18 protein-coding genes are annotated in these 17,988 nt (G+C 70.1%); all 18 read right to left on the reverse strand.

All coding sequences use genetic code 11. The features are described 5' to 3' along the window. Positions 1-125 precede the first annotated feature (125 nt). The gene (locus QN141_10635; GenBank protein MDR7558932.1) at positions 126-788 is read right to left on the reverse strand and encodes a histidine phosphatase family protein; all 663 of its coding nucleotides are present in this window, start codon (positions 786-788) and stop codon (positions 126-128) included. After that, entirely contained in the window at positions 785-2,359 is a 1,575-nt protein-coding gene (gene serA, locus QN141_10640; protein MDR7558933.1) for a phosphoglycerate dehydrogenase, read from the reverse strand. The genes QN141_10635 and serA overlap by 4 nt, the downstream gene beginning before the upstream one ends. Beyond that, positions 2,356-3,519, reverse strand: coding sequence for an alanine--glyoxylate aminotransferase family protein (locus tag QN141_10645; GenBank protein ID MDR7558934.1), 1,164 nt, complete (start codon positions 3,517-3,519; stop codon positions 2,356-2,358). The genes serA and QN141_10645 overlap by 4 nt, the downstream gene beginning before the upstream one ends. 99 nt (positions 3,520-3,618) lie before the next feature. Continuing rightward, positions 3,619-4,377 carry a triose-phosphate isomerase gene (gene tpiA / locus QN141_10650; GenBank protein ID MDR7558935.1) on the reverse strand — a complete coding sequence of 253 codons (759 nt, stop codon included), beginning with the start codon at positions 4,375-4,377 and terminating at the stop codon, positions 3,619-3,621. 11 nt (positions 4,378-4,388) lie between these two features. Then, positions 4,389-5,570, reverse strand: coding sequence for a phosphoglycerate kinase (locus QN141_10655; GenBank protein ID MDR7558936.1), 1,182 nt, complete (start codon positions 5,568-5,570; stop codon positions 4,389-4,391). Further along, a complete protein-coding gene (gene gap / locus QN141_10660; protein ID MDR7558937.1) occupies positions 5,567-6,580 on the reverse strand; it encodes a type I glyceraldehyde-3-phosphate dehydrogenase in 1,014 nt (337 codons plus the stop codon). Before gap ends, QN141_10655 begins: the two co-directional genes overlap by 4 nt. Positions 6,581-6,631: 51 nt before the next feature. Beyond that, complete coding sequence (locus tag QN141_10665) at positions 6,632-7,009, reverse strand: small basic family protein (protein MDR7558938.1); 378 nt, start codon at positions 7,007-7,009, stop codon at positions 6,632-6,634. Between the two features lie 31 nt (positions 7,010-7,040). Next, positions 7,041-7,799, reverse strand: coding sequence for a DUF881 domain-containing protein (locus tag QN141_10670; GenBank protein ID MDR7558939.1), 759 nt, complete (start codon positions 7,797-7,799; stop codon positions 7,041-7,043). Between the two features lie 83 nt (positions 7,800-7,882). Further along, positions 7,883-8,524: a V-type ATP synthase subunit D gene (locus tag QN141_10675; GenBank protein MDR7558940.1), complete on the reverse strand. Its 642-nt coding sequence runs from the start codon at positions 8,522-8,524 to the stop codon at positions 7,883-7,885. Between the two features lie 2 nt (positions 8,525-8,526). Beyond that, positions 8,527-9,939: a V-type ATP synthase subunit B gene (locus QN141_10680; GenBank protein MDR7558941.1), complete on the reverse strand. Its 1,413-nt coding sequence runs from the start codon at positions 9,937-9,939 to the stop codon at positions 8,527-8,529. 3 nt (positions 9,940-9,942) lie between these two features. Further along, entirely contained in the window at positions 9,943-11,715 is a 1,773-nt protein-coding gene (locus QN141_10685; protein ID MDR7558942.1) for a V-type ATP synthase subunit A, read from the reverse strand. Between the two features lie 10 nt (positions 11,716-11,725). Beyond that, positions 11,726-12,046, reverse strand: coding sequence for a V-type ATP synthase subunit F (locus QN141_10690; protein ID MDR7558943.1), 321 nt, complete (start codon positions 12,044-12,046; stop codon positions 11,726-11,728). Between the two features lies 1 nt (position 12,047). Then, positions 12,048-13,076, reverse strand: a complete 1,029-nt coding sequence (locus QN141_10695; GenBank protein MDR7558944.1) for a V-type ATPase subunit — start codon at positions 13,074-13,076, stop codon at positions 12,048-12,050. After that, the gene (locus QN141_10700; protein MDR7558945.1) at positions 13,077-13,658 is read right to left on the reverse strand and encodes a V-type ATP synthase subunit E; all 582 of its coding nucleotides are present in this window, start codon (positions 13,656-13,658) and stop codon (positions 13,077-13,079) included. It lies immediately after the preceding gene. 3 nt (positions 13,659-13,661) lie between these two features. Further along, positions 13,662-13,988 (reverse strand): F0F1 ATP synthase subunit C, encoded by a 327-nt coding sequence (locus tag QN141_10705; GenBank protein ID MDR7558946.1) that lies wholly within the window; start codon positions 13,986-13,988, stop codon positions 13,662-13,664. Positions 13,989-14,065: 77 nt separating this feature from the next. Further along, positions 14,066-16,048 carry a V-type ATPase 116kDa subunit family protein gene (locus tag QN141_10710; GenBank protein ID MDR7558947.1) on the reverse strand — a complete coding sequence of 661 codons (1,983 nt, stop codon included), beginning with the start codon at positions 16,046-16,048 and terminating at the stop codon, positions 14,066-14,068. A gap of 22 nt (positions 16,049-16,070) precedes the next feature. Further along, on the reverse strand, positions 16,071-16,424 hold the full coding sequence (locus QN141_10715; GenBank protein ID MDR7558948.1) for a V-type ATPase subunit subunit G family protein: 354 nt from the start codon (positions 16,422-16,424) through the stop codon (positions 16,071-16,073). 124 nt (positions 16,425-16,548) lie between these two features. Further along, on the reverse strand, positions 16,549-17,985 hold the full coding sequence (locus tag QN141_10720) for an NADH-quinone oxidoreductase subunit N (protein MDR7558949.1): 1,437 nt from the start codon (positions 17,983-17,985) through the stop codon (positions 16,549-16,551). Positions 17,986-17,988: the final 3 nt, after the last annotated feature.

Genomic DNA, 17,988 nt, shown 5'->3' on the forward strand with positions numbered 1-17,988 from the left:
CTTCCTCAAGAAAACACCACTATGAAGATGCCGCCGCTTGAACGAGCCGACGCCGACGCGCAGACTCAGCGCCGGCGTCGTGGCCGTCAGCTTACCGCATCTTGTAACACAGCGGGCCGAGGCTGTCAACGGCGGGATGAGCTCCGGCTCATCGCGCTCTTTGAACGGCCCTCCAGATCGGCCAGGTGTGCCGTGTCGTTGAGGGTCAACAGGCGCGCCCGCCCGCCCTCGTACTCGACCGTAGTCAGCGCGGCGTTGTCGATCTGCATCCGGCCGAGGTGGTCGTAGTCGAGACCGAGGGCCTCGGCGACGACCACTTTGATCACCACCTCGTGGGAGACCGCCGCCGCGATCTGCCCGACATGGCGGGCGGCCAGGGCGGCCACCGCGGCCAGGGCGCGCTGCCGGACGTCGAAGAGCCGCTCGCCCCCGGGCATCCGCACCCGGCCGGGCACGGAGGTCCACAGCCGGAGCCGATCGCGGTCCGAGGCGGCGACTTCCGCCAGGCTGCGACCCTGCCAGGCGCCGTGGTCGATCTCGATGAACTCCGGGACGGTGCGGACCGGCAGCCCGTGGGGGCGGGCGATGGCCTCGGCCGTGGCCAGGGCGCGGCGGAGGGGACTGGCATACACCGCGGCCAGGGCGAGATCCCCCAGGCGGCGGGCCAGCGCTTCGGCCTGGCGCTCCCCCAGTGCGCTCAACGGGACGTCGAGCTGCCCCTGGAGCCGACCCTCCGCATTCCAGCGGCTCTGACCGTGGCGGATCAGCAGGAGCCGGGCCGCGCTCATCCGTAGACGGGCCTGACGTCCACGATCCCGTCGATGCGCCGGAGCGCCTCCAGCAGCTCCTCCGGCACGGGATCGTCGAGGCCCAGCACCATCACCGCCCGTCCGCGCGGGGCGTCCCGGCCGACCTGCATCGAGGCGATGTTCACGTCGGCGTTGCCCAGCAGCGTCCCCACCTTGCCGATCATTCCCGGACGGTCCTCGTTCCAGATCCAGAGCATAAACGGCGCGGGAACGAGGTCGATCCGGTAGCCGTCAAAAAATACCACGCGGGGGTCCCTCCGACCGAACACCGTCCCGGCCAGGGTCCGCGCGTCGGCCGTCGTCACCACCCGGACCCGCAGGAGCGTACTGAAATCCCCGCCCTGCAGGTCGCGTCGCTCGCCGAGCGCGATGCCCCGCTCCTGGGCCAGGACGGTGGCGTTGATCAGGTTGACGGGCTCGTCGAGGATGGAGGCCAGCAGGGAGCGCAGAAAAGCGGCGCGCAGCCACTCCGTCTCCCAGGAGGCGATCTCCCCCTCGTAGGAGAGCTCCACCTGCCGCACCTGACCGCCGCCCAGCTGCCGGGCGATCCGGCCCAGCTGCCCGGCCAGCTCGAGGTAGGGCCCCAGACGCTGCCAGGTCTCCTCGGGAACGGTCGGCGCATTGACGGCGCCCCTGACCGGCCGTCCGGCCAGCGCGGCCAGCACCTGTCCGGCAACCTCGAGGCCGATGCGGCGCTGGGCTTCCGCGGTGGAGGCCCCGAGGTGCGGGGTCAGCACCACCCGGGGATGCGCGCGCAGGCCGCCCGGGCCCGGCGGCTCGTCTTCGAAGACGTCGAGCGCCGCCCCGCCGATGTGTCCCTCCTCCAGCGCCGCCAGGAGCGCCTCCTCGTCGATCAACCCGCCGCGGGCGCAGTTCACGATCAGCGCCCCGCGCCGCAGGCGGGCCAGCGCGGCGCGGTCGATCAGATGGCGGGTCCGCTCGGTCAGCGGCACGTGCAGCGTAACGATGTCGCTGCGCTCCAGCAGGTCTTCCCAGCTCACGAGTTCCACGTCGAGTCGTTCGGCGCGCTCGGCCGTGACGAACGGGTCGCAGGCGACGACCCGCATGCCGAAGGCCTGCGCCCGGCGCGCCACCTCGCCCCCGATCCTCCCCAGTCCGACGATGCCGAGCGTCTTGCCGTGCAGTTCGATCCCGGTGAAGCGCTCGCGCGACCAGTGGCCCGCCGCGGCCGCGGCGTGGGCGGCGGGAATCTTTCGGGCCAGGGCCAGCAACATCGCCAGGGTGTGCTCCGCGGTGCTCACCGTGCTGCTGTCGGGCGCGTTCAGGACCAGGATGCCCCGACGGGTCGCGGCCTCCACATCGATGTTGTCCACTCCGACTCCGGCGCGGGCCACGACCCTGAGGCGTCGGGCCTGGCGCAGGACCGCCTCCGTGATGCGGGTGCGGCTGCGGACCACGACGGCGTCCGCGTCGCGGATCGCCTCCGGCAGCGCTTCCGCCGTCAACCCGGCGGGGACGTCCACCTCCGCCTCCGTGCGGAGGAGGGCGACGCCCTCGGGATCGAGTCCGTCCGCGACCAGGATCCTCATGGCGCCGATACCGCGCGGGAAACCGGGTGGCCCATGGCCCGCAGCACCCCGGCGAGGGCCTCCAGTCCCCGCTGCAGATCCCGCGCGTCCACGGCGCCCATGTGGCCGATGCGGATGATCCGCCCCTCCAGCCGGCCCTGTCCCCCGGCGAGCACGACCCCGTGCTCCTCGCGGAGGCGTCGCAACAGCGTCCGGGCATCCACGGTTTCCGGCACGCGAACCGCGGTGACGGTGTCGGAGGCCCAGCGCGGCGGGGGCAGCACCTCGAGTCCGACGCGGGCGACTCCCTCGCGGACCATCCGGGCCATCCGGCGATGCCGCTCCACCCTGGCCGGCAGACCCTCCTCGAGAATCATCGGAATCGAAACGGCCAGGGCGTAGATGGCCGGCACCGCGGGCGTGAAGGGCGTGAACGCGGTCGGCCCGGCACCGAGCGCGTCGCGGGCGCGTTCGAAGGAGAAGTACACCCTCGGGGTGCGGGACCGGCGCGCGGCCTCCCAGGCCCGGCTACTTACGCTGATGAAGACCGCGCCCGGCGGGCCCATCAGCGCCTTCTGCGAGCCCGCCACGACGACGTCCAGCCCCCAGGCATCGGTGCGCAGCTCCAGCGCGCCGAGCGAGCTGACCGCATCGACCAGGAGGAGCGTCCCCGTGGGACGCACCACCCCGGCGAGGGCGGCGAGGTCGTTGGCCACGCCCGTGGAGGTCTCGTTGTGGGTGACCAGGACGGCCGCCACCGGCGCGTGACGACGCAGGGCGGCGGCCACGGCGTCGGGCTCGATGCCCGTCCCCCACGGCGCTTCCAAGGTGATGACCTCGGCGCCGTAGGTCCGGGCGATCTCCGCGAAACGGTCCCCGAACGCCCCGCAGGACAGGGCCAGGACGCGGTCTCCGGGCGAGAGGACGTTGGCGACCGCCGCCTCCAACCCTCCAGTGCCGGAAGCGGCGAAGGGGAGCACCGGGGACGCCGTCTCGTAGATGCGCCCGAGGCCTTCCAGCACCTCCCGCAAGATCCGGCCGAAGGCCTCTCCCCGGTGGTTGACCATCTGCGCGGCCATGGCTTCCCGGACCTCCGGCGGGAGCATCGTTGGACCGGGGATGAGGAGGAGTTCGTGGCGGTCAGACGCATGCTTGTTCGGACTTCGATCGAGGATGGCCACGCGCGGCGAGACCTCGGGAACGAATTTTCCCGATATCTTATGTCAGAGGCCGCCGCCGTGGCAACAATGTTCGTGTTTTTCTGCTGGAGTTGGGAGGTTTCAGGGGACCGCGGCCCGGATGATGGCGACGAACTTGACCGGATCCAGGCTGGCCCCACCGACGAGCGCGCCGTCGATCTCCTTCTGCCGGGTGAACTCCGCCGCGTTGTCGGGGGTGACGCTGCCGCCGTAGAGAATGCGGGCCCGCGACGCCGCGGCCGGACCAAACCGCCCGGCGAGGGACCGGCGGATGAGTCCGGAAACACGGTTCGCCTCCGCGCCGGTGGCGGAACGTCCCGTCCCGATCGCCCAGACCGGTTCGTAGGCGATGACCAGGCGCTCCGCGTGCGCCGGCTCCACCCCGGCGACGCCGGCTTCCGTCTGGTGCAGGACGACCCGATCGGTCCGGCCGCCGTCACGCTCTTCCAGGCGCTCGCCCACGCACAGGATCGGCACGAGGCCGTTGGCAAACGCCGCCCTGACCTTGCGGGCGGCGGTCTCGTCGGTTTCGCCGAACTGCTGGCGACGCTCGGAGTGGCCGATGATCACGTAGTGACAGCCCACGTCGGCGAGCATCATCGGGGAGATCTCGCCGGTAAACGCTCCCTGGATCTCCCAGTGCATGTCCTGCGCGCCCAGCCGGATCGGCGAGTCGGCCAGGGCGCGGGAGACATCCGCCAGGGCCGTGAACGGCGGACAGACGGCGACCTCGACGCCCGGGGGGAGTCGTTCCCGGCGCAGGGCGGCGACCAGCGCCAGGGCATCCCCCACCGTCTTGTGCATCTTCCAGTTGCCGGCGATGAGCGGCGTGCGGGCCACCGGTGCGGCCCTCACTTGTCCTGGAGCACCGCCACCCCGGGCAGCTCGCGGCCCTCCAGGAACTCCAGGGAGGCTCCTCCGCCGGTGGAGACATGGCTCAGGCGGCCGGCCAGACCGAACAGCTCTACCGCCGCCGCCGAATCCCCGCCGCCGACGATGGTCACCGCCCGGGACTCGGCCATGGCCTGGGCCACGGCGCGGGTCCCCTCGGCGAACGCCGGGAATTCGAAGACGCCCATGGGGCCGTTCCACATCACCGTCCCCGCGCCGAGGATGATGCGCCGGTAGGTCTCGGCGGTCCGGGGCCCGATGTCCATGCCCATCCAGCCTTCCGGGATGGCCTCCGCGGGAACCGTCCGGCGCAGGGCGTCTTCGGCGAACCGATCCGCGGCCACGACATCTTCAGGGAGGTGGAACACCACCCTCCGCTCCGCCGCCTCGCCCATGAGCGCGCGCGCCAGGTCCACTTTGTCCGCCTCGACCAGCGAAGCCCCCACCGTCGCTCCCCGGGCGGCCAGGAAGGTATAGGCCATGGCCCCGCCGATGAGCAGGGCGTCGGCTCTGGTGAGGAGGTTGCGGATCACGCCCATCTTGTCCGAAACCTTCTTGCCGCCGAGGATGGCCACGAAGGGCCGGGTCGGGGACTCCAGCGCGCGCGACAGGTAGGTGAGCTCCTTCTCCATGAGGAACCCGGCCACCGCGGGCAGGTAGCGGGCCACGCCCACGGTGGAGGCGTGGGCCCGATGCGCGGTGCCGAAGGCGTCGTTGACGTAGAGGTCGGCCAGCGAGGCCAGCGCCCGGGCGAAGGCGTCGTCGTTGGCCTCTTCCCCCGGGTGGAAGCGCAGGTTCTCCAGGAGCACCACGTCGCCGTCTTTCATCGCGGCCACGGCGCGCTCCACCTCCGGACCGATGCAGTCCGGCAGCTTGGGGACGGGAATGCCCAGCAGCTCGCTCAGCCGTGCGGCCACGGGATCGAGCCGAAGCTCGTCTCTGACCCGGCCGCCGGGCCGGCCGAGGTGCGAGGCCAGGATGACCCGGGCGCCGTTGCGGCGGAGGTGGGTGACGGTGGGGAGGGACTCGGTGATGCGCCGGTCGTCGGTAATCCGGCCGCCGTCCAGGGGCACGTTGTAGTCCACCCGGACGAGGACGCGCCGGCCCCGCACCGGGACGTCGCTGACGGTCTTCTTGGTCACAGGCCCCGCTCGGCCATGTAGTGCGCCAGATCCGCCACCCGGCAGGCGTACCCCCACTCGTTGTCGTACCAGGTCATCACCTTGACGAAGTCGTCCGTGAGCACCGTGGTGAGGGGCGCGTCCACCACCCCGGAGTAGGGACTCTGCTTGTAGTCCATGGAGACGAGCTCCTCTTCGCTGTAGCCCAGGTAGCCCTTCATCTCCTCCTCGCTGTAGCGCTTGTAGGCGGCGTTGATCTCCCGCGCCGAGGCCGGCTTCTCCAGCTCACAGACCAGGTCCACGATGGACACCGTCGGCGTGGGCACGCGGAGGGCGATGCCGTGCATCTTCCCCTGCAGCTCCGGCAGGACGAGGAAGATGGCCTTGGCCGCGCCGGTTGTGGCCGGGATGATGTTCAGGGCCGCGGCGCGCGCCTCCCGCAGGTTCTCCCCCACGACATCCAGGATGCGCTGGGTGTTGGTATAGGAGTGGACGGTGGTCATAAAGCCGCGCCGGATGCCGAACTCGCGGCTCAGGACCTTGGCCGTTACGGCGAGGGCATTCGTCGTACAGGAGCCGTTGCTGACGATGGCGTGCTTCTTTGGATCGTAGAGCGTGTGGTTCACGCCCATGTTCACCGTGATGTCCTCGCCCTTGCCCGGGGCGCTGATGATCACCTTCTTCGCCCCGCCCTGCAGGTGGCCGCGGGCCTTCTCCGCCTGGGTGAACCGGCCGGTGGACTCGATGACCAGCTCCACACCGGCCTCCCGCCAGGGGATGGCGGCGGGCTCCCGTTCGGAGAACACCTTCACCGTCCAGTCGTTGATCAAAAGTTCGCCGTTTCTGGTCTCCACGCGTCCCGGGAACCGGCCGTAGTTGCTGTCATAGCGAAACAGGTGGGCGTTGGTCGCCAGGTCGGCGATGTCGTTGATCGCCGTGACCTGCAGCGTTTCCGGGTAGCGCTCCAGGATCGCGCGCAGCGACTGGCGCCCGATACGCCCGAACCCGTTAATCCCCACGCGAACCGGCATGCTGGATCCCTCCCTGACCTGGTGTTGCGAGCCTGCCTTTCGGGCCCGGCCTCAGCGGGTGACCTGCCCCGCCGCCTCCCGCTGGCGCGCGCCCCGCCAGTACCGCTCCAGCAGGTCGCGCCGGATGAATCCCACGTTGCCGAAGATGCGGATGCTGAAGGCGATCACCGCGCCCAGATAGATGTCCACGCCCAGGAGATCTCCGATCGCCGTGAGCAGCGCCGCCAGCACGGTGTTGGCGAAGAAGCCCGTGATGAAAATGGAGAGGTCGAAGCGTTCCTCCAGCTGCGCCCGCAGACCGCCCAAAATCGTGTCGATGGCGGCCAGGATGGCGATGGCGGTGTACTTCACCACCCCCAGGGGAATCTCCACGGACACCAGAAACCCCAAAATGATCCCCACGATCAGTCCGGCGATGGGCAGCCACATCGCTGTGTGTCCCCCTCCGGGCCGCGGCCCGTCATTCAAAGGGCCCCGTCGGACGGGCGTACGTAAAGCGGTAGGACCCCCGGTACGCCGGAACGCCCACGAGGACGCCCTTCGTGATCTTCACCGGAAAAGCGAAGGCGCGCAGCGCCTGCACCACCCCGTCCGGCCGCTCCAGGTAGGCCAGCATCTCGTCGGGCGGCCCCACGGCGATGACGCGGTACGGCGGGGCCAGCCGCTTGGCGTTACAGATGATGGTCGTGCCGACGCAGTTCACGCCGGTCGTCGAGATGATGCGCTCTCCGTTCACGGCCACGGCCTCCGCCCCGCCGGCGAAGAGGTCGTTGATCACGCCCTGCAGATCGGTGTAGTGCAGGATCACGGTGTTCGGATCATCGCCCGGCCGCAGGGGCAGCGGGCTGTCGTCCAGCTCCACGATGAGGCCCGGACCGGCGATGTGGGTGTGGCCGGCCAGGGCCCGAAGCCGCTCCAGTTGCCGCCCCAGGACCTCCAGCTGATCCCGACCCTGCGCCGCCCCCTGCTCGTAGGCGTGCAGCTGGCTGCGCAGCTGGACGATCTGCGTCTCCAGCGCAGCCCGCTGGCGCTCCATCTCCCGGAGCATGAACCCCAGTTCTTCCAGCCGCTGGGACGGCAGGCGCAGTTGCTGACGGATGAGGAGTTCGTTGCGGATCTGGGTGACGGCGAGAAACGCGACCGCGGCAAGAATGACGGCCATCGACACCTGCAGGCGCGTGACCCGCCAGGGGCGGGCGGAGGAAGGAAACCAGGCCATGGTGAAACCGCCGGCGCTGCCGCCGCGGACTCTTGCTTCAAGTATAGGGGGCGTGCGGAAAACCGGTCAACGTGCGGGGCCGCTCACCCGGTGCGCTCGCGGGCTTCCAGTTTGGCCTTGATGCGTTTCAGGCGGAAGACGTCCTCGCGGGCGCGCTGCTCCAGCACCGAGGCGATGAAACGGATCTCCCCGCGCAGGCGGGGGATGACCACCTGCTCCAGGGCGTTGACCCGCCGCGTGGTCTTCTTGATCTCCTCACCGATCTTCTTCAGCTTGATCTCCGTGGCCGCCACTTCCAGAATCGCCCGCAGGACCTCCTCGAAGTTGGCCGCGCTTTCCACGGTGCGGGCGCTGGTCGTGGCCGGGTTGTGGCCGCGCTCCAGCAGGCTGCGGCGGACCTCGCGCACCTCGACCTCCGGAATCTTGGTCCCCCAGACGTTGCGCACCTCGATGTCCACCAGCATCTCCCGCCGGTCGGCGAGCGCCGCGGCCTCCAGGGCCTCGCGGCCCTCCCAGGCCTTGGCCAGGGCCAGCAGGATGTAGGCCTCCTTCGCCGCCGCGGCCAGCCGCTCGCGGGCCGCCAGGGACTGGCGCACGATGTTGAAGAAGTCCGCCACCAGGGCGTCGCGCTTGCGCTTGAGGAGGTCGACGCCCTGGACGGCGATCTGCGCCTGCTGCTTGCGCTGCAGCAGGTTCATCCGGGTGGGGCTGACGGTCTCGGGCATGGCTACAGGCGCCGGCGCTCCTCCCAGATCTCCTCCATCAGTGCGCCGTAGTACTTGTCGATGTGGTCCTGCTTGACCCGCTTCAGCTCGCCCTTCGGGAACATGGACAGCAGCTTCCAGGCCAGGTTCAGCGTCTCCTCGATGGTCCGGTCGGTCTGCCCCTGGTTGAGGAACTGCCGCTCGAACTCGTCGGCGAAACGGAGATACAGGCGGTCGCGGTCGGTCAGCGCTTCCTCGCCGATGATCGCCACCAGCCGCCGCAGGTCCACGCCGTTGGCGTACGCGGAATAGAGCTGGTCGCGCAGCCCGCCGTGGTCCTCGCGGGTGCGGCCCTTGCCGATGCCGTCGTTCATCAGGCGGCTGAGACTGCGCAGCGGCGTGATGGGGGGGTAGATGCCCAGACGGTGCAGCTCGCGGCTGAGGATGATCTGCCCCTCGGTGATGTAGCCGGTCAGGTCGGCGATGGGGTGCGTGATGTCGTCGTCGGGCATGGTCAGGATGGGCAGCTGGGTGATGCTGCCCTTGCGGCCGTGGATGCGGCCGGCCCGCTCGTAAATCGTGGCCAGGTCGGTGTACATGTATCCCGGATAGCCGCGGCGGCCGGGAATCTCCTCCCGGGCGGCGCCGATCTCGCGCAGCGCCTCGCAGTAGTTGGTCATGTCCGTGAGGATGACCAGCACCTGCATGTCCAGCTCGAAGGCCAGATACTCCGCCGCGGTCAGGGCGACGCGCGGGGTGATGAGCCGCTCGATGGCCGGGTCGTCGGCCAGGTTGAGGAAGACCACCGAGCGCGCCAGCGCGCCGGTGGACTCGAACTGGTCGATGAAATAGGCGGCTTCGCGCTGGGTGATGCCCATGGCGGCGAAGACGACCGAGAAATCTTCCGCCGCGCCCAGCACCTTGGCCTGGCGGGCGATCTGCGCCGCGATCTCGTTGTGGGGCAGGCCGGCCCCGCTGAAGATGGGCAGCTTCTGGCCGCGCACCAGGGTGTTCAGGCCGTCGATGGCCGAAATGCCGGTCTGGATGAACTCCCGGGGGCGCTGGCGGGCCACCGGGTTGATCGGCGCCCCGATGATGGGCAGGCGCTTCTCCGGGATGATGGGCGGGAGCCCGTCGATGGGCTCGCCCAGGCCGTTGAAGCGCCGGCCGATGATCTCGCGGGAAACCCCCAGCCGCGCCACATCCTCGCGCAGGCTGATGCTGGTGCGGGCCAGGTCCAGCCCCGTGGTCTCTTCGAAGACCTGGATCACGGCGTTCTTCTCCGAGACCTCGATGACCTGACCGCCGCGCACCGTGTCGTCGGGCAGGTGGATGTTCACGATGGCCCCGTAGCTGAGGTCCTTCGCCCCCTCGACGAAGAGCAACGGCCCCGAGATGTAGGAGATGGACTGGTAGCGCTTCGTCGTCAGTTCCATCGCTCAACCCTCTCCGCCGGCCACGGCCGGCTCGGCCGGCTTGGCGCCGAAGGCCTCGGGCAGCCGCCGCAGCCATTCCTCCAGATAGACGTCGAACTCTTCCTTGGGCACGTCCTTCATCCGGGCGATCTCCTCGATCTGCTTCAGGTTGAGGATGTCGTCCAGCAGCATCCCCCGCTTGAGGGCGGCGAGCGCCAGGTCGTAGAAGTGGAGGATGGCCTTCAGGATGCCGTAGGATTTGCGCAGCGGGCAGTGGGCGTCGTCGGTGAAGGCGTTCTGCTGCAGGAAGTCCTCGCGCAGCATCTTGCCGGCCTCGATCACCATGCGCTGGTCGTCCTGCAGCGCGTCGGGTCCCACCAGCTGGACGATCTCCTGCAGTTCCGCCTCGCGCTGCAGCAGGGCCCCGGCGCGGTCGCGCAGCTCCTCGAAGTCGGCCGGCATGTGCTCGCGGTACCAGGGCTGGAACAGGTCGGTGTACAGGCTGTAGGAACGCAGCCAGTTGATCGCCGGGAAGTGGCGCCGGCTGGCCAGTTTGTCGTCCAGGGCCCAGAAGGTCCCGGTGATGCGCAGGGTGGCCTGCGTGACCGGCTCGCTGAAGTCCCCGCCGGGCGGCGAGACGGCGCCGATCACGGTGATCGACCCCCGCCGCTCGGGGCGGCCCAGGCAGACCACCCGCGCCGCCCGTTCATAGAAGGCGGCGAGGCGGCTGCTGAGGTAGGAGGGGTAGCCTTCCTCCGCCGGCATCTCCTCCAGGCGGGAGGAGATCTCGCGCATCGCCTCCGCCCAGCGGCTGGTGGAGTCGGCCATCAGGGCCACCTTCAGCCCCTGGTCGCGCCAGTATTCGGCCAGCGTGATCCCGGTATAGACCGAGGCTTCGCGGGCGGCCACGGGCATGTTGGAGGTGTTGGCGATGATGATCGTCCGCTCCATGAGCGGCCGGCCGGTGCGCGGGTCCTCCAGCTGGGGGAACTCGTCCAGGACGTGGGTCATCTCGTTGCCCCGCTCGCCGCAGCCGACGTAGATGATGACGTCGGCGTCGCCCCACTTGGCCAGGGTCTGCTGGGTGATCGTCTTGCCCGAACCGAAGGGGCCCGGGATGGCCGCCGTGCCGCCCATGGCCACGGGGAACAGCACGTCCAGTACGCGCTGCCCGGTGATGAAGGGCTCGCGGGGTTCCAGGCGCTGGCGGACGGGCCGGGGCTGCCGCACCGGCCAGCGGTGCATCAGCTGCAGCTCCGTCCCGTCCCGCAGGCGGGCCACGGTCTCCGTGACGGTGACTTCCCCGGCCCTGATCTCCGCCACCTCGCCGCCGGCCGCCGTGGGCGGGACGAGGATCTGGTGCTTGAAGTTGAACTCCTGGACCCAGCCGATGACGTCGCCGGGGCCGACCACCGCCCCGACCTCCACCGACGGCTGGAAGACCCACCGCTTCTCCCGATCCAGCGCCGGCACGGTGGCGCCGCGGGCGATGAAGTCGCCCTTCTGCGCCCGCACGCCTTCCAGCGGCCGGAGGATCCCGTCGAAGACGCCGTGGAGCAGCCCCGGGCCGAGTTCGACGGTCAGGGGACGGCCGGTGCTCTCCACCGGCTCGCCGACATAGAGGCCCGAGGTGTCCTCATAGACCTGGACGAAGGCCGTGTCGCCGTCGAGACGGATGATCTCGCCCAGCAGGCCCTCCTTGCCGACGCGCACGATGTCGTACATCCGCGCGCCGGTCATGCCCCTGGCGATCACCGCGGGACCGGCGATTTTGACGATGGAACCCGTGATGGCCATAGCCGTCCTCCTACCTCAACTTCACATAGAAGCCGATGTGCTCTTTCACCAGCCGCGCAATATACGCTTCGCCCGTTTCCACCTCGGCCCTGGCCGCGGGGAAGGGCACAAGGATGGGCAGGTCGCGGTCCCGCATCAACCGGGCCCGTTCCTCCTCCGTCCCCTCAAGCAGGGCTTCGTTGACCGCGATCAGGCCGTAGTCCAGTGTCAAAAGCGTCCGCAGGTGCTCCAGGGCGGCCCGCGGGGAGTCGGCCTCCCGCACCTCCACGCCGGCCAGCCGGAACCCGGTGGCGGTCTCCGGGTCGGTGATCACGGCCATGCGGTACGCCATCCTAGACCACCACCATCTCGCGGCGCACCACGTCGCGCGGAATGCCCAGCGGCTTGCTGCGGGCCAGCAGGCGCAGGTTCTTGACCTCATTGTACTTGAGGGCCAGGTAGGCGACGACGATGTCGATGCCCAGCGGGTCGCCCAGGTACAGGCGGGTCTGGGCCCGGATCAGGGCCAGGTCCAGCTCGCGCTCGAAGGCGGTCAGGTCGCCGCCCGCGGTCTTGACGGGGAACCCCTGGACCCGCAGCCATTTCATGCCCTGCTCCGCCGTGCGGGCATCGGCCAGCAGGAGGAACACCTCCTCGGTCACGATGCGTCCGCCCGGGATGAAGAACCGGATCTTCGCCTCCGCACCAATCTCCGCCCCCTGGAGCTTCAACGCCGTCTTGACGTTCGTCGCGTCGAGTTCGGCCTCCAGCAGAGCGCGCACCACCTGCTGGCTGTGGCCGCGCCCGCGGGCCACCTGCAGGCCGTGCTGCACGTAGAACCGTTCCAGGCGCAACTCCAGGGCGAACAGGTCTTTCCCCTCCGCGTACTCGCTCAACCCCGCCGCCAGCGGTTGGGCGAAGACGTGCTCCAGCCCGCTGAAGGCCCCCACCACCGCCGGGATGTCGGGTTGCCCCGTCAGGTCGCGCAACGCGGCCTCGTTCAGGCTGCCCGCAGGCATCAGATTCGCGGCAATCTCCTCTCCGCTCGTCCCGCGGTGCTTGCCCCGCAGGATGACCAGCAGGTTCATCAGATCCCACCGCATCAGCACGATCTCGATCAGCGCGCGGGCCGTGCCGTCGGCGAAGGAGAGGATCTTCGTCGTGGTCTGGTAGAAGTTGCGGGCCAGCGCGGCGTCCACCGCCTGCAGCGCGGGAAAGCGGGCCAGGGCCTCCTGGAGGTCCCGGGCGTAGGGCGTGGTGTTGAGGGCCTGGAGAAAGGCGTCCAGCGTGGGCAGGACCAGCAGTTCCTCCATCCGCCCCGGATCCAGCAGGCGGCTGCGCATGGCCCGCACCCGGGCGTTGATGTACGGGAAGTCAGGCACTCAGCGCCCCCACAACACCCTGGCCACCTCCGACGCCAGCACCGGCTTGATGCGCTCGATCCGCGAGGACAGGGTGTTCTCCACCACGAACCGCCGGTCGAGGGTGGCCACGCGCACCCCGCCGCTGACGTCCGGCGCGGCGGCCACCTCAGCGTCGATCCCCAGCTCTTTGACCAGTTGCCGGGCCAGCTCCCGATCGTCCGGATGGACCTCCACCACGAGCCGTCCGCTCATCCCGGCGGCCGCCTCGCGCAGCAGCGCCCGCAGCGCCGCCGCGTAGCGCGCCCGGTCCTGCCGGATCCGCCGCAGCTCCTCTTCCGCCCGGCTGAAGACCTCGGCCAGAGCACGGTCCTTGGCCTGCAGGACCAGCGCCGCGGCCCGCACCTGGGCGCTGCTGGCGGCCCGGGCCAGCGCCGTCCGACGCTCGCTCTCCGCCCGCGCGCGAGCGGCCTGCAGGTGCTCGGCGGCCTGGCGGCGCGCCTCCGCCGTGATCTGCTGGGCGCGCTCCCGCCCCTCGGCCAGGATGCGCTCGATCTCCGCGGCGGACTCTTTCTCCAGAATGGCCAGCAGCTCGGAACTCATCCCCTAGATCTTGCCGATGACGAAGAAGGCCACCAGGAAGCCCAGGATGATCATCGTTTCGGGCAGGGCCAGGAAGACGAGCATGAGGCCGCCGATCTCGGGCCGCTCCGCAATCGCGCCCGCCGCCGCCGCGCCGATGCGCGACTGGGCCCAGGCCGTGCCGATGGCGCCGAGCCCGACGCTGATCGCCGCGGCCAGCCCCAGCAGGCCGGCCCCCGCGCCGCGCGGAGGAGCCGCGGCCGTCTCCTCGGGCGCGGCCAGCGCCGCCGCGGCCAGGAGCAGCGTGGCGGTCAGGGCCAGCATCAGAACCAGCACCGCGTTCTTCACCATCCTCACCTCCCGAACTGTCTGTCTTCCACCGGTTGCCGCCAGGCGCGCGGGCCGGGTGAAGTCTGGGGCACCGTCACTCACGCCTCCGACGACTTCTGGAACGGCCGGTACCGCCGTCCCGTCTCCTCATGGAACTTGAACTTGCTGAAGAACTCCACCCAGTGCAGACGCGCCGGCTGGATGACGTGTCCGATGATCGTGAAGACGAAGAACAGGGCCTGGAACAGCGCCCCCACGAACACGCTCATCACGACGCCGACGCTGCCGGCCTGGGCCCCCAGCTGGTTGGCGGCGTTGGCCAGCGCCGCCGCCGCCAGGCCGAAGGCCATGAGCCGGGCGTGGGACAGGATGTGTCCGAAGGCGGACGTACTCTCCAGCAGCCACAGGAAGCGCTTGATGGGATCCCGTTCCACCAGCAACGACAGCAGCGCCACCCCGATGGCGGCCGCGAAGACATAGAGCCCGATGGACCCGAGGGAGGCGGGCAGGGTCCCGCCGCGGGCGCCCAGGAAGAGCAGCAGGCCGGCGGTGCCCAGCATGATCACCGCGGCCTCAAAGACCCCGACCAGGTGCCGGTGCCGGAGCGCCTGAACCAGGTGCACGATCAGGCCGAAGAAGATCATCAGCACCCCGGCGGCGATGATGAAGAGGAAGTAGCGGTTCGTCTCGTGCACCCGGTTGAAGAGCGGCTCGAGGTGGAACAGCGTCTCCGGCAGGTTGCCGAAGCACTCCGCGTAGATCACGCCGAAGGCCACCGTCCACAGCGCCGCGACGCGGATGAGGAACGAGATGTCCGCCAGCAGCGGTGGCGGGAAGCGCAGGCTGAGGAACCGGATCTCCAGGGCCTGCCCCGCCCGGGCCCGGTTGCGAAAGGCCCAGCCCAGGAGGAAGAACAGCAGGCCGTAGCCCACGTCCCCGATCACCAACCCGACGAAGATGGGGAAGGTGATCGCCATGACGGGACTGGGGTCCCAGGCCCCGTAGCGCGGCGGGAGGAACAGCGAGAGCAGTCGCTGGAACGGCCGCACGAACCCCACGTTATCGAGCATCACCGGCACCCGCTCCGGCGCGTCGTGGGGGTCGGCCGGCTGGTCGTAGACGGCCAGGTCGCTGCCGAAACGCTGGCGCAGCCGACCCCGGATCTCGGCCACCTTTCGGGTCGGCGCCCAGCCGTGCAGGATGAAGGTGTACCGCGACTGCGCGAGCTCGGGCACCACCTTCATCTGCCCCAGCCGGTCCGCCAGCACCGCCCGGGCGCCGGCGACCCAGGCGCGGTGAACCCGGGCCAGCCCGGCGATCTCCCGGTCGATACGTGCGATCTCCTGCGGGGCCTCCGCTTTCCTCCGCTCCATCAAAGTCAGGGCCTCGGACGCTGGCGCCCCGGCAAAGCGCGCCGGCAGGCGCAGTTCGCTCACCCCGGCGCGGGAGAGCACGGGGCGGATGAGGTCGGCGTCCTGTTTGCGGAAGGCCGCCACGACGCCGATTCGGTTCTCGTCCACAACGCGGCTGACCACCTCCACCCGGCCCTCGGTGGCCTTGATCAGCTCGTTGCGAATAGCCGTGGCCACGGTAAGGTCCCGGGTGTTCAGGAGGAAGCCGAGAGACTCCAGGGTCCTGCTGCCGGCCAGGGCGTTCAGCAGCGGCGACAGCGCCCGCACCGCGCCCTCGTAGGACGCGATCAGGGAGAGCTCCTCCTCCAGTTCCAGGCGGGCCCGGGTCAGGTCGCGCACGTGCTGTTCGATGCCGGCCAGCCGGGCGTCGAGGTCTTCGGTAGAAAGGCCGGCGACCTCGACGGGATTCGCCGCGCCGCCGTCCGCGGCCGCGCCGCCCGCTGCGGGAGCGGGCAGCAGCGTGAGCAGACCGTCGGCCCGCGTCACCGCCCGCTCGAGCCGCTGCATCCGCTGTCTCTCTTCCTCGGTCAGCTGGAGGGGCTGGACGGGGGCTTCTTCGGACTCGATATGGTCGATGTGCAGCGCGCCGAGGTTCTGCACCTCCTCGATGACCGGCCCGAGGAGGCGCTTCGGCCCCAGCACAACGATCCGCGACATCTCGACGATCATGAAAGCCCCGCTCCGGGAAGGCTCAGGAGAGGCCGCCCGCCACGCGCGACACGACGAGTTCGACGGCCAGCGGAAGGCGCTCGGCAGCCCGCGCCGCCACCTGCCCGGCCTCCGCCTCCGCCTGGGCCAGGCGCTGCCGGGCGGCGGCCTCGCTCTCGCGGGCGATCTCCGCCCGCGTCTGCTCCTCCAGTTGCGCCGCCTCGCGGCGGGCCTGGTCGAGGATCGCCTCCGCCTCGCGCCGGGCCTCCTCGATCAACCGGCCTGCCTGGTCGCGGGCCTGCGCCACCCGCTGCTCGAGTTCCTTCTCTTTCGCGGCGATGAGTTGCAGAAGGTTCTCGTCCGCCCGTCCCGCGTGGCCGCCTCTGGCCGTCATCATGTCACCTGGAGTCGACGTGGAACGCCCAATCCCGACAAAACCCAGGACCACGGCGTCCGCCGCGATCCTGGGCCGAAAACCGGGGCCATCATATCAGACGCGGGGAAACAGCGTCAACCGCCGACTACAACCGCAGGAGCAGGGTGGCGTTCCGGGCCAGGTCGATCAGGGGCTGGGGATACAGACCGATGAGCAGGGTGCCCAGCCCGGCCAGGCCCAGGGCGACCTGCAGGGCGGGAGGCTCCGGGATGGGCGCCTCGCTGGGGGCGGGCAGCACGTACATCGCCCGGATGACCCCCACGTAATAGAAGAGGGAGATCACGCTGTTCACCACGCCCACCACGGCCAGCCAGAGCAGGCCGGTCTCGATGGCCGCGGCCAGCACGTAGAACTTGCCGACGAACACCGCCGTGGGCGGGATCCCGGTCAGCGACAGCATGAACACCGCCATGAGGAAACTGGACACCGGGGCGCGGCGGGCCAGGCCGGCGTAGTCGGGGATCTCGTCGGTGCGCAGCCGGGCGCCGATGAGGACGGCGACGAAGAACGCCCCCAGCTGCGTGAAGGTGTACCCCAGGAGGTAGACCAGCAAGCCGGGCGTGCCGAAGTGCCCGCGAAAGGCCGCCACCGCGATCAGGATGAAGCCGGCGTGGCTGATGCTGGAGTAGGCCAGCATGCGCTTGATGTTGCGCTGCGGCAGGGCCAGCAGGTTGCCCAGGGTCATCGTCACCGCGGCCAGGAGGGAGAGGAGCAACACCCAGTCCACCCGCGCCGGGTCCACGGCCAGGAGCAGCACCCGCACCAGGGCGGCGAACCCCGCCGCCTTGCTGGCCACGGAGAGAAAGGCGGCCACCGGGGTGGGCGCGCCTTCGTAAACGTCGGGCGTCCACTGGTGGAAGGGCACCATGGAGATCTTGAAGCCGAAGCCGGCCAGCATCAGCGCCACGCCCAGGTACAGCGCGGGCAGGGGAGCGGTCCGGAGCCGTCCGGCGATGTCGTAGAGGTTGGTGCTGCCGCTCAGGCCGTAGACGATGGAGAAGCCGAAGAGCATCACCGCCGAGGCCGCGGCGCCGAAGAGGAAGTACTTGATCCCCGCCTCGTTGCTCTTCGGACTGGCCTTGAGGAATCCGGCCAGGACGTAGCTCGTCAGGCTGACGTACTCGATGGCCAGCGCCAGCAGGATGAGATCCGTGCTTGCCGCCATGAGCACCAGGCCCAGCGCGGTGAACACCAGCAGGGCGTAAAACTCGCCTTCGAACCGGCTCTGCAGCGTCTCCAGCGACGCCAGGATGACCAGCGCCGTGGCCACGACGGTGACGATCTTGAAGAACACGGCGAACCCGTCCACGGCGTAGGTCCCAAAGAAGACGGTGCGGGGAGGCCAGTCCAGCATGGCGGCGATGGGCAGGAGGGCCAGGAGCAGTCCGCCCGCCGCCACGCCCCCGGCCCAGGCCTTGCGGCCCGGGGGAAGCCCCAGATCCAGCAGCAGCACCAGGAGGCCCAGCCCGAGCAGCCAGAGCTCCGGCCCGATCGCCCAGAGGTCGGACGGTGCGGGGGTCATGGC

It is taken from the genome of Armatimonadota bacterium (assembly GCA_031459765.1).
Lineage (GTDB): Bacteria > Sysuimicrobiota > Sysuimicrobiia > Sysuimicrobiales > Kaftiobacteriaceae > Kaftiobacterium > Kaftiobacterium secundum.

Excerpts from the sequence above, each read along its gene's own strand:
- QN141_10635 (MDR7558932.1), bottom strand. The coding sequence starts at position 788 with ATGAGCGCGGCCCGGCTCCTGCTGATCCGCCACGGTCAGAGCCGCTGG.
- serA (MDR7558933.1), bottom strand. The coding sequence starts at position 2,359 with ATGAGGATCCTGGTCGCGGACGGACTCGATCCCGAGGGCGTCGCCCTC.
- gap (MDR7558937.1), bottom strand. The coding sequence starts at position 6,580 with ATGCCGGTTCGCGTGGGGATTAACGGGTTCGGGCGTATCGGGCGCCAG.
- QN141_10665 (MDR7558938.1), bottom strand. The coding sequence starts at position 7,009 with ATGTGGCTGCCCATCGCCGGACTGATCGTGGGGATCATTTTGGGGTTT.
- QN141_10670 (MDR7558939.1), bottom strand. The coding sequence starts at position 7,799 with ATGGCCTGGTTTCCTTCCTCCGCCCGCCCCTGGCGGGTCACGCGCCTG.
- QN141_10675 (MDR7558940.1), bottom strand. The coding sequence starts at position 8,524 with ATGCCCGAGACCGTCAGCCCCACCCGGATGAACCTGCTGCAGCGCAAG.
- QN141_10680 (MDR7558941.1), bottom strand. The coding sequence starts at position 9,939 with ATGGAACTGACGACGAAGCGCTACCAGTCCATCTCCTACATCTCGGGG.
- QN141_10685 (MDR7558942.1), bottom strand. The coding sequence starts at position 11,715 with ATGGCCATCACGGGTTCCATCGTCAAAATCGCCGGTCCCGCGGTGATC.
- QN141_10690 (MDR7558943.1), bottom strand. The coding sequence starts at position 12,046 with ATGGCGTACCGCATGGCCGTGATCACCGACCCGGAGACCGCCACCGGG.
- QN141_10700 (MDR7558945.1), bottom strand. The coding sequence starts at position 13,658 with ATGAGTTCCGAGCTGCTGGCCATTCTGGAGAAAGAGTCCGCCGCGGAG.
- QN141_10705 (MDR7558946.1), bottom strand. The coding sequence starts at position 13,988 with ATGGTGAAGAACGCGGTGCTGGTTCTGATGCTGGCCCTGACCGCCACG.
- QN141_10710 (MDR7558947.1), bottom strand. The coding sequence starts at position 16,048 with ATGATCGTCGAGATGTCGCGGATCGTTGTGCTGGGGCCGAAGCGCCTC.
- QN141_10715 (MDR7558948.1), bottom strand. The coding sequence starts at position 16,424 with ATGATGACGGCCAGAGGCGGCCACGCGGGACGGGCGGACGAGAACCTT.
- QN141_10720 (MDR7558949.1), bottom strand. The coding sequence starts at position 17,985 with ATGACCCCCGCACCGTCCGACCTCTGGGCGATCGGGCCGGAGCTCTGG.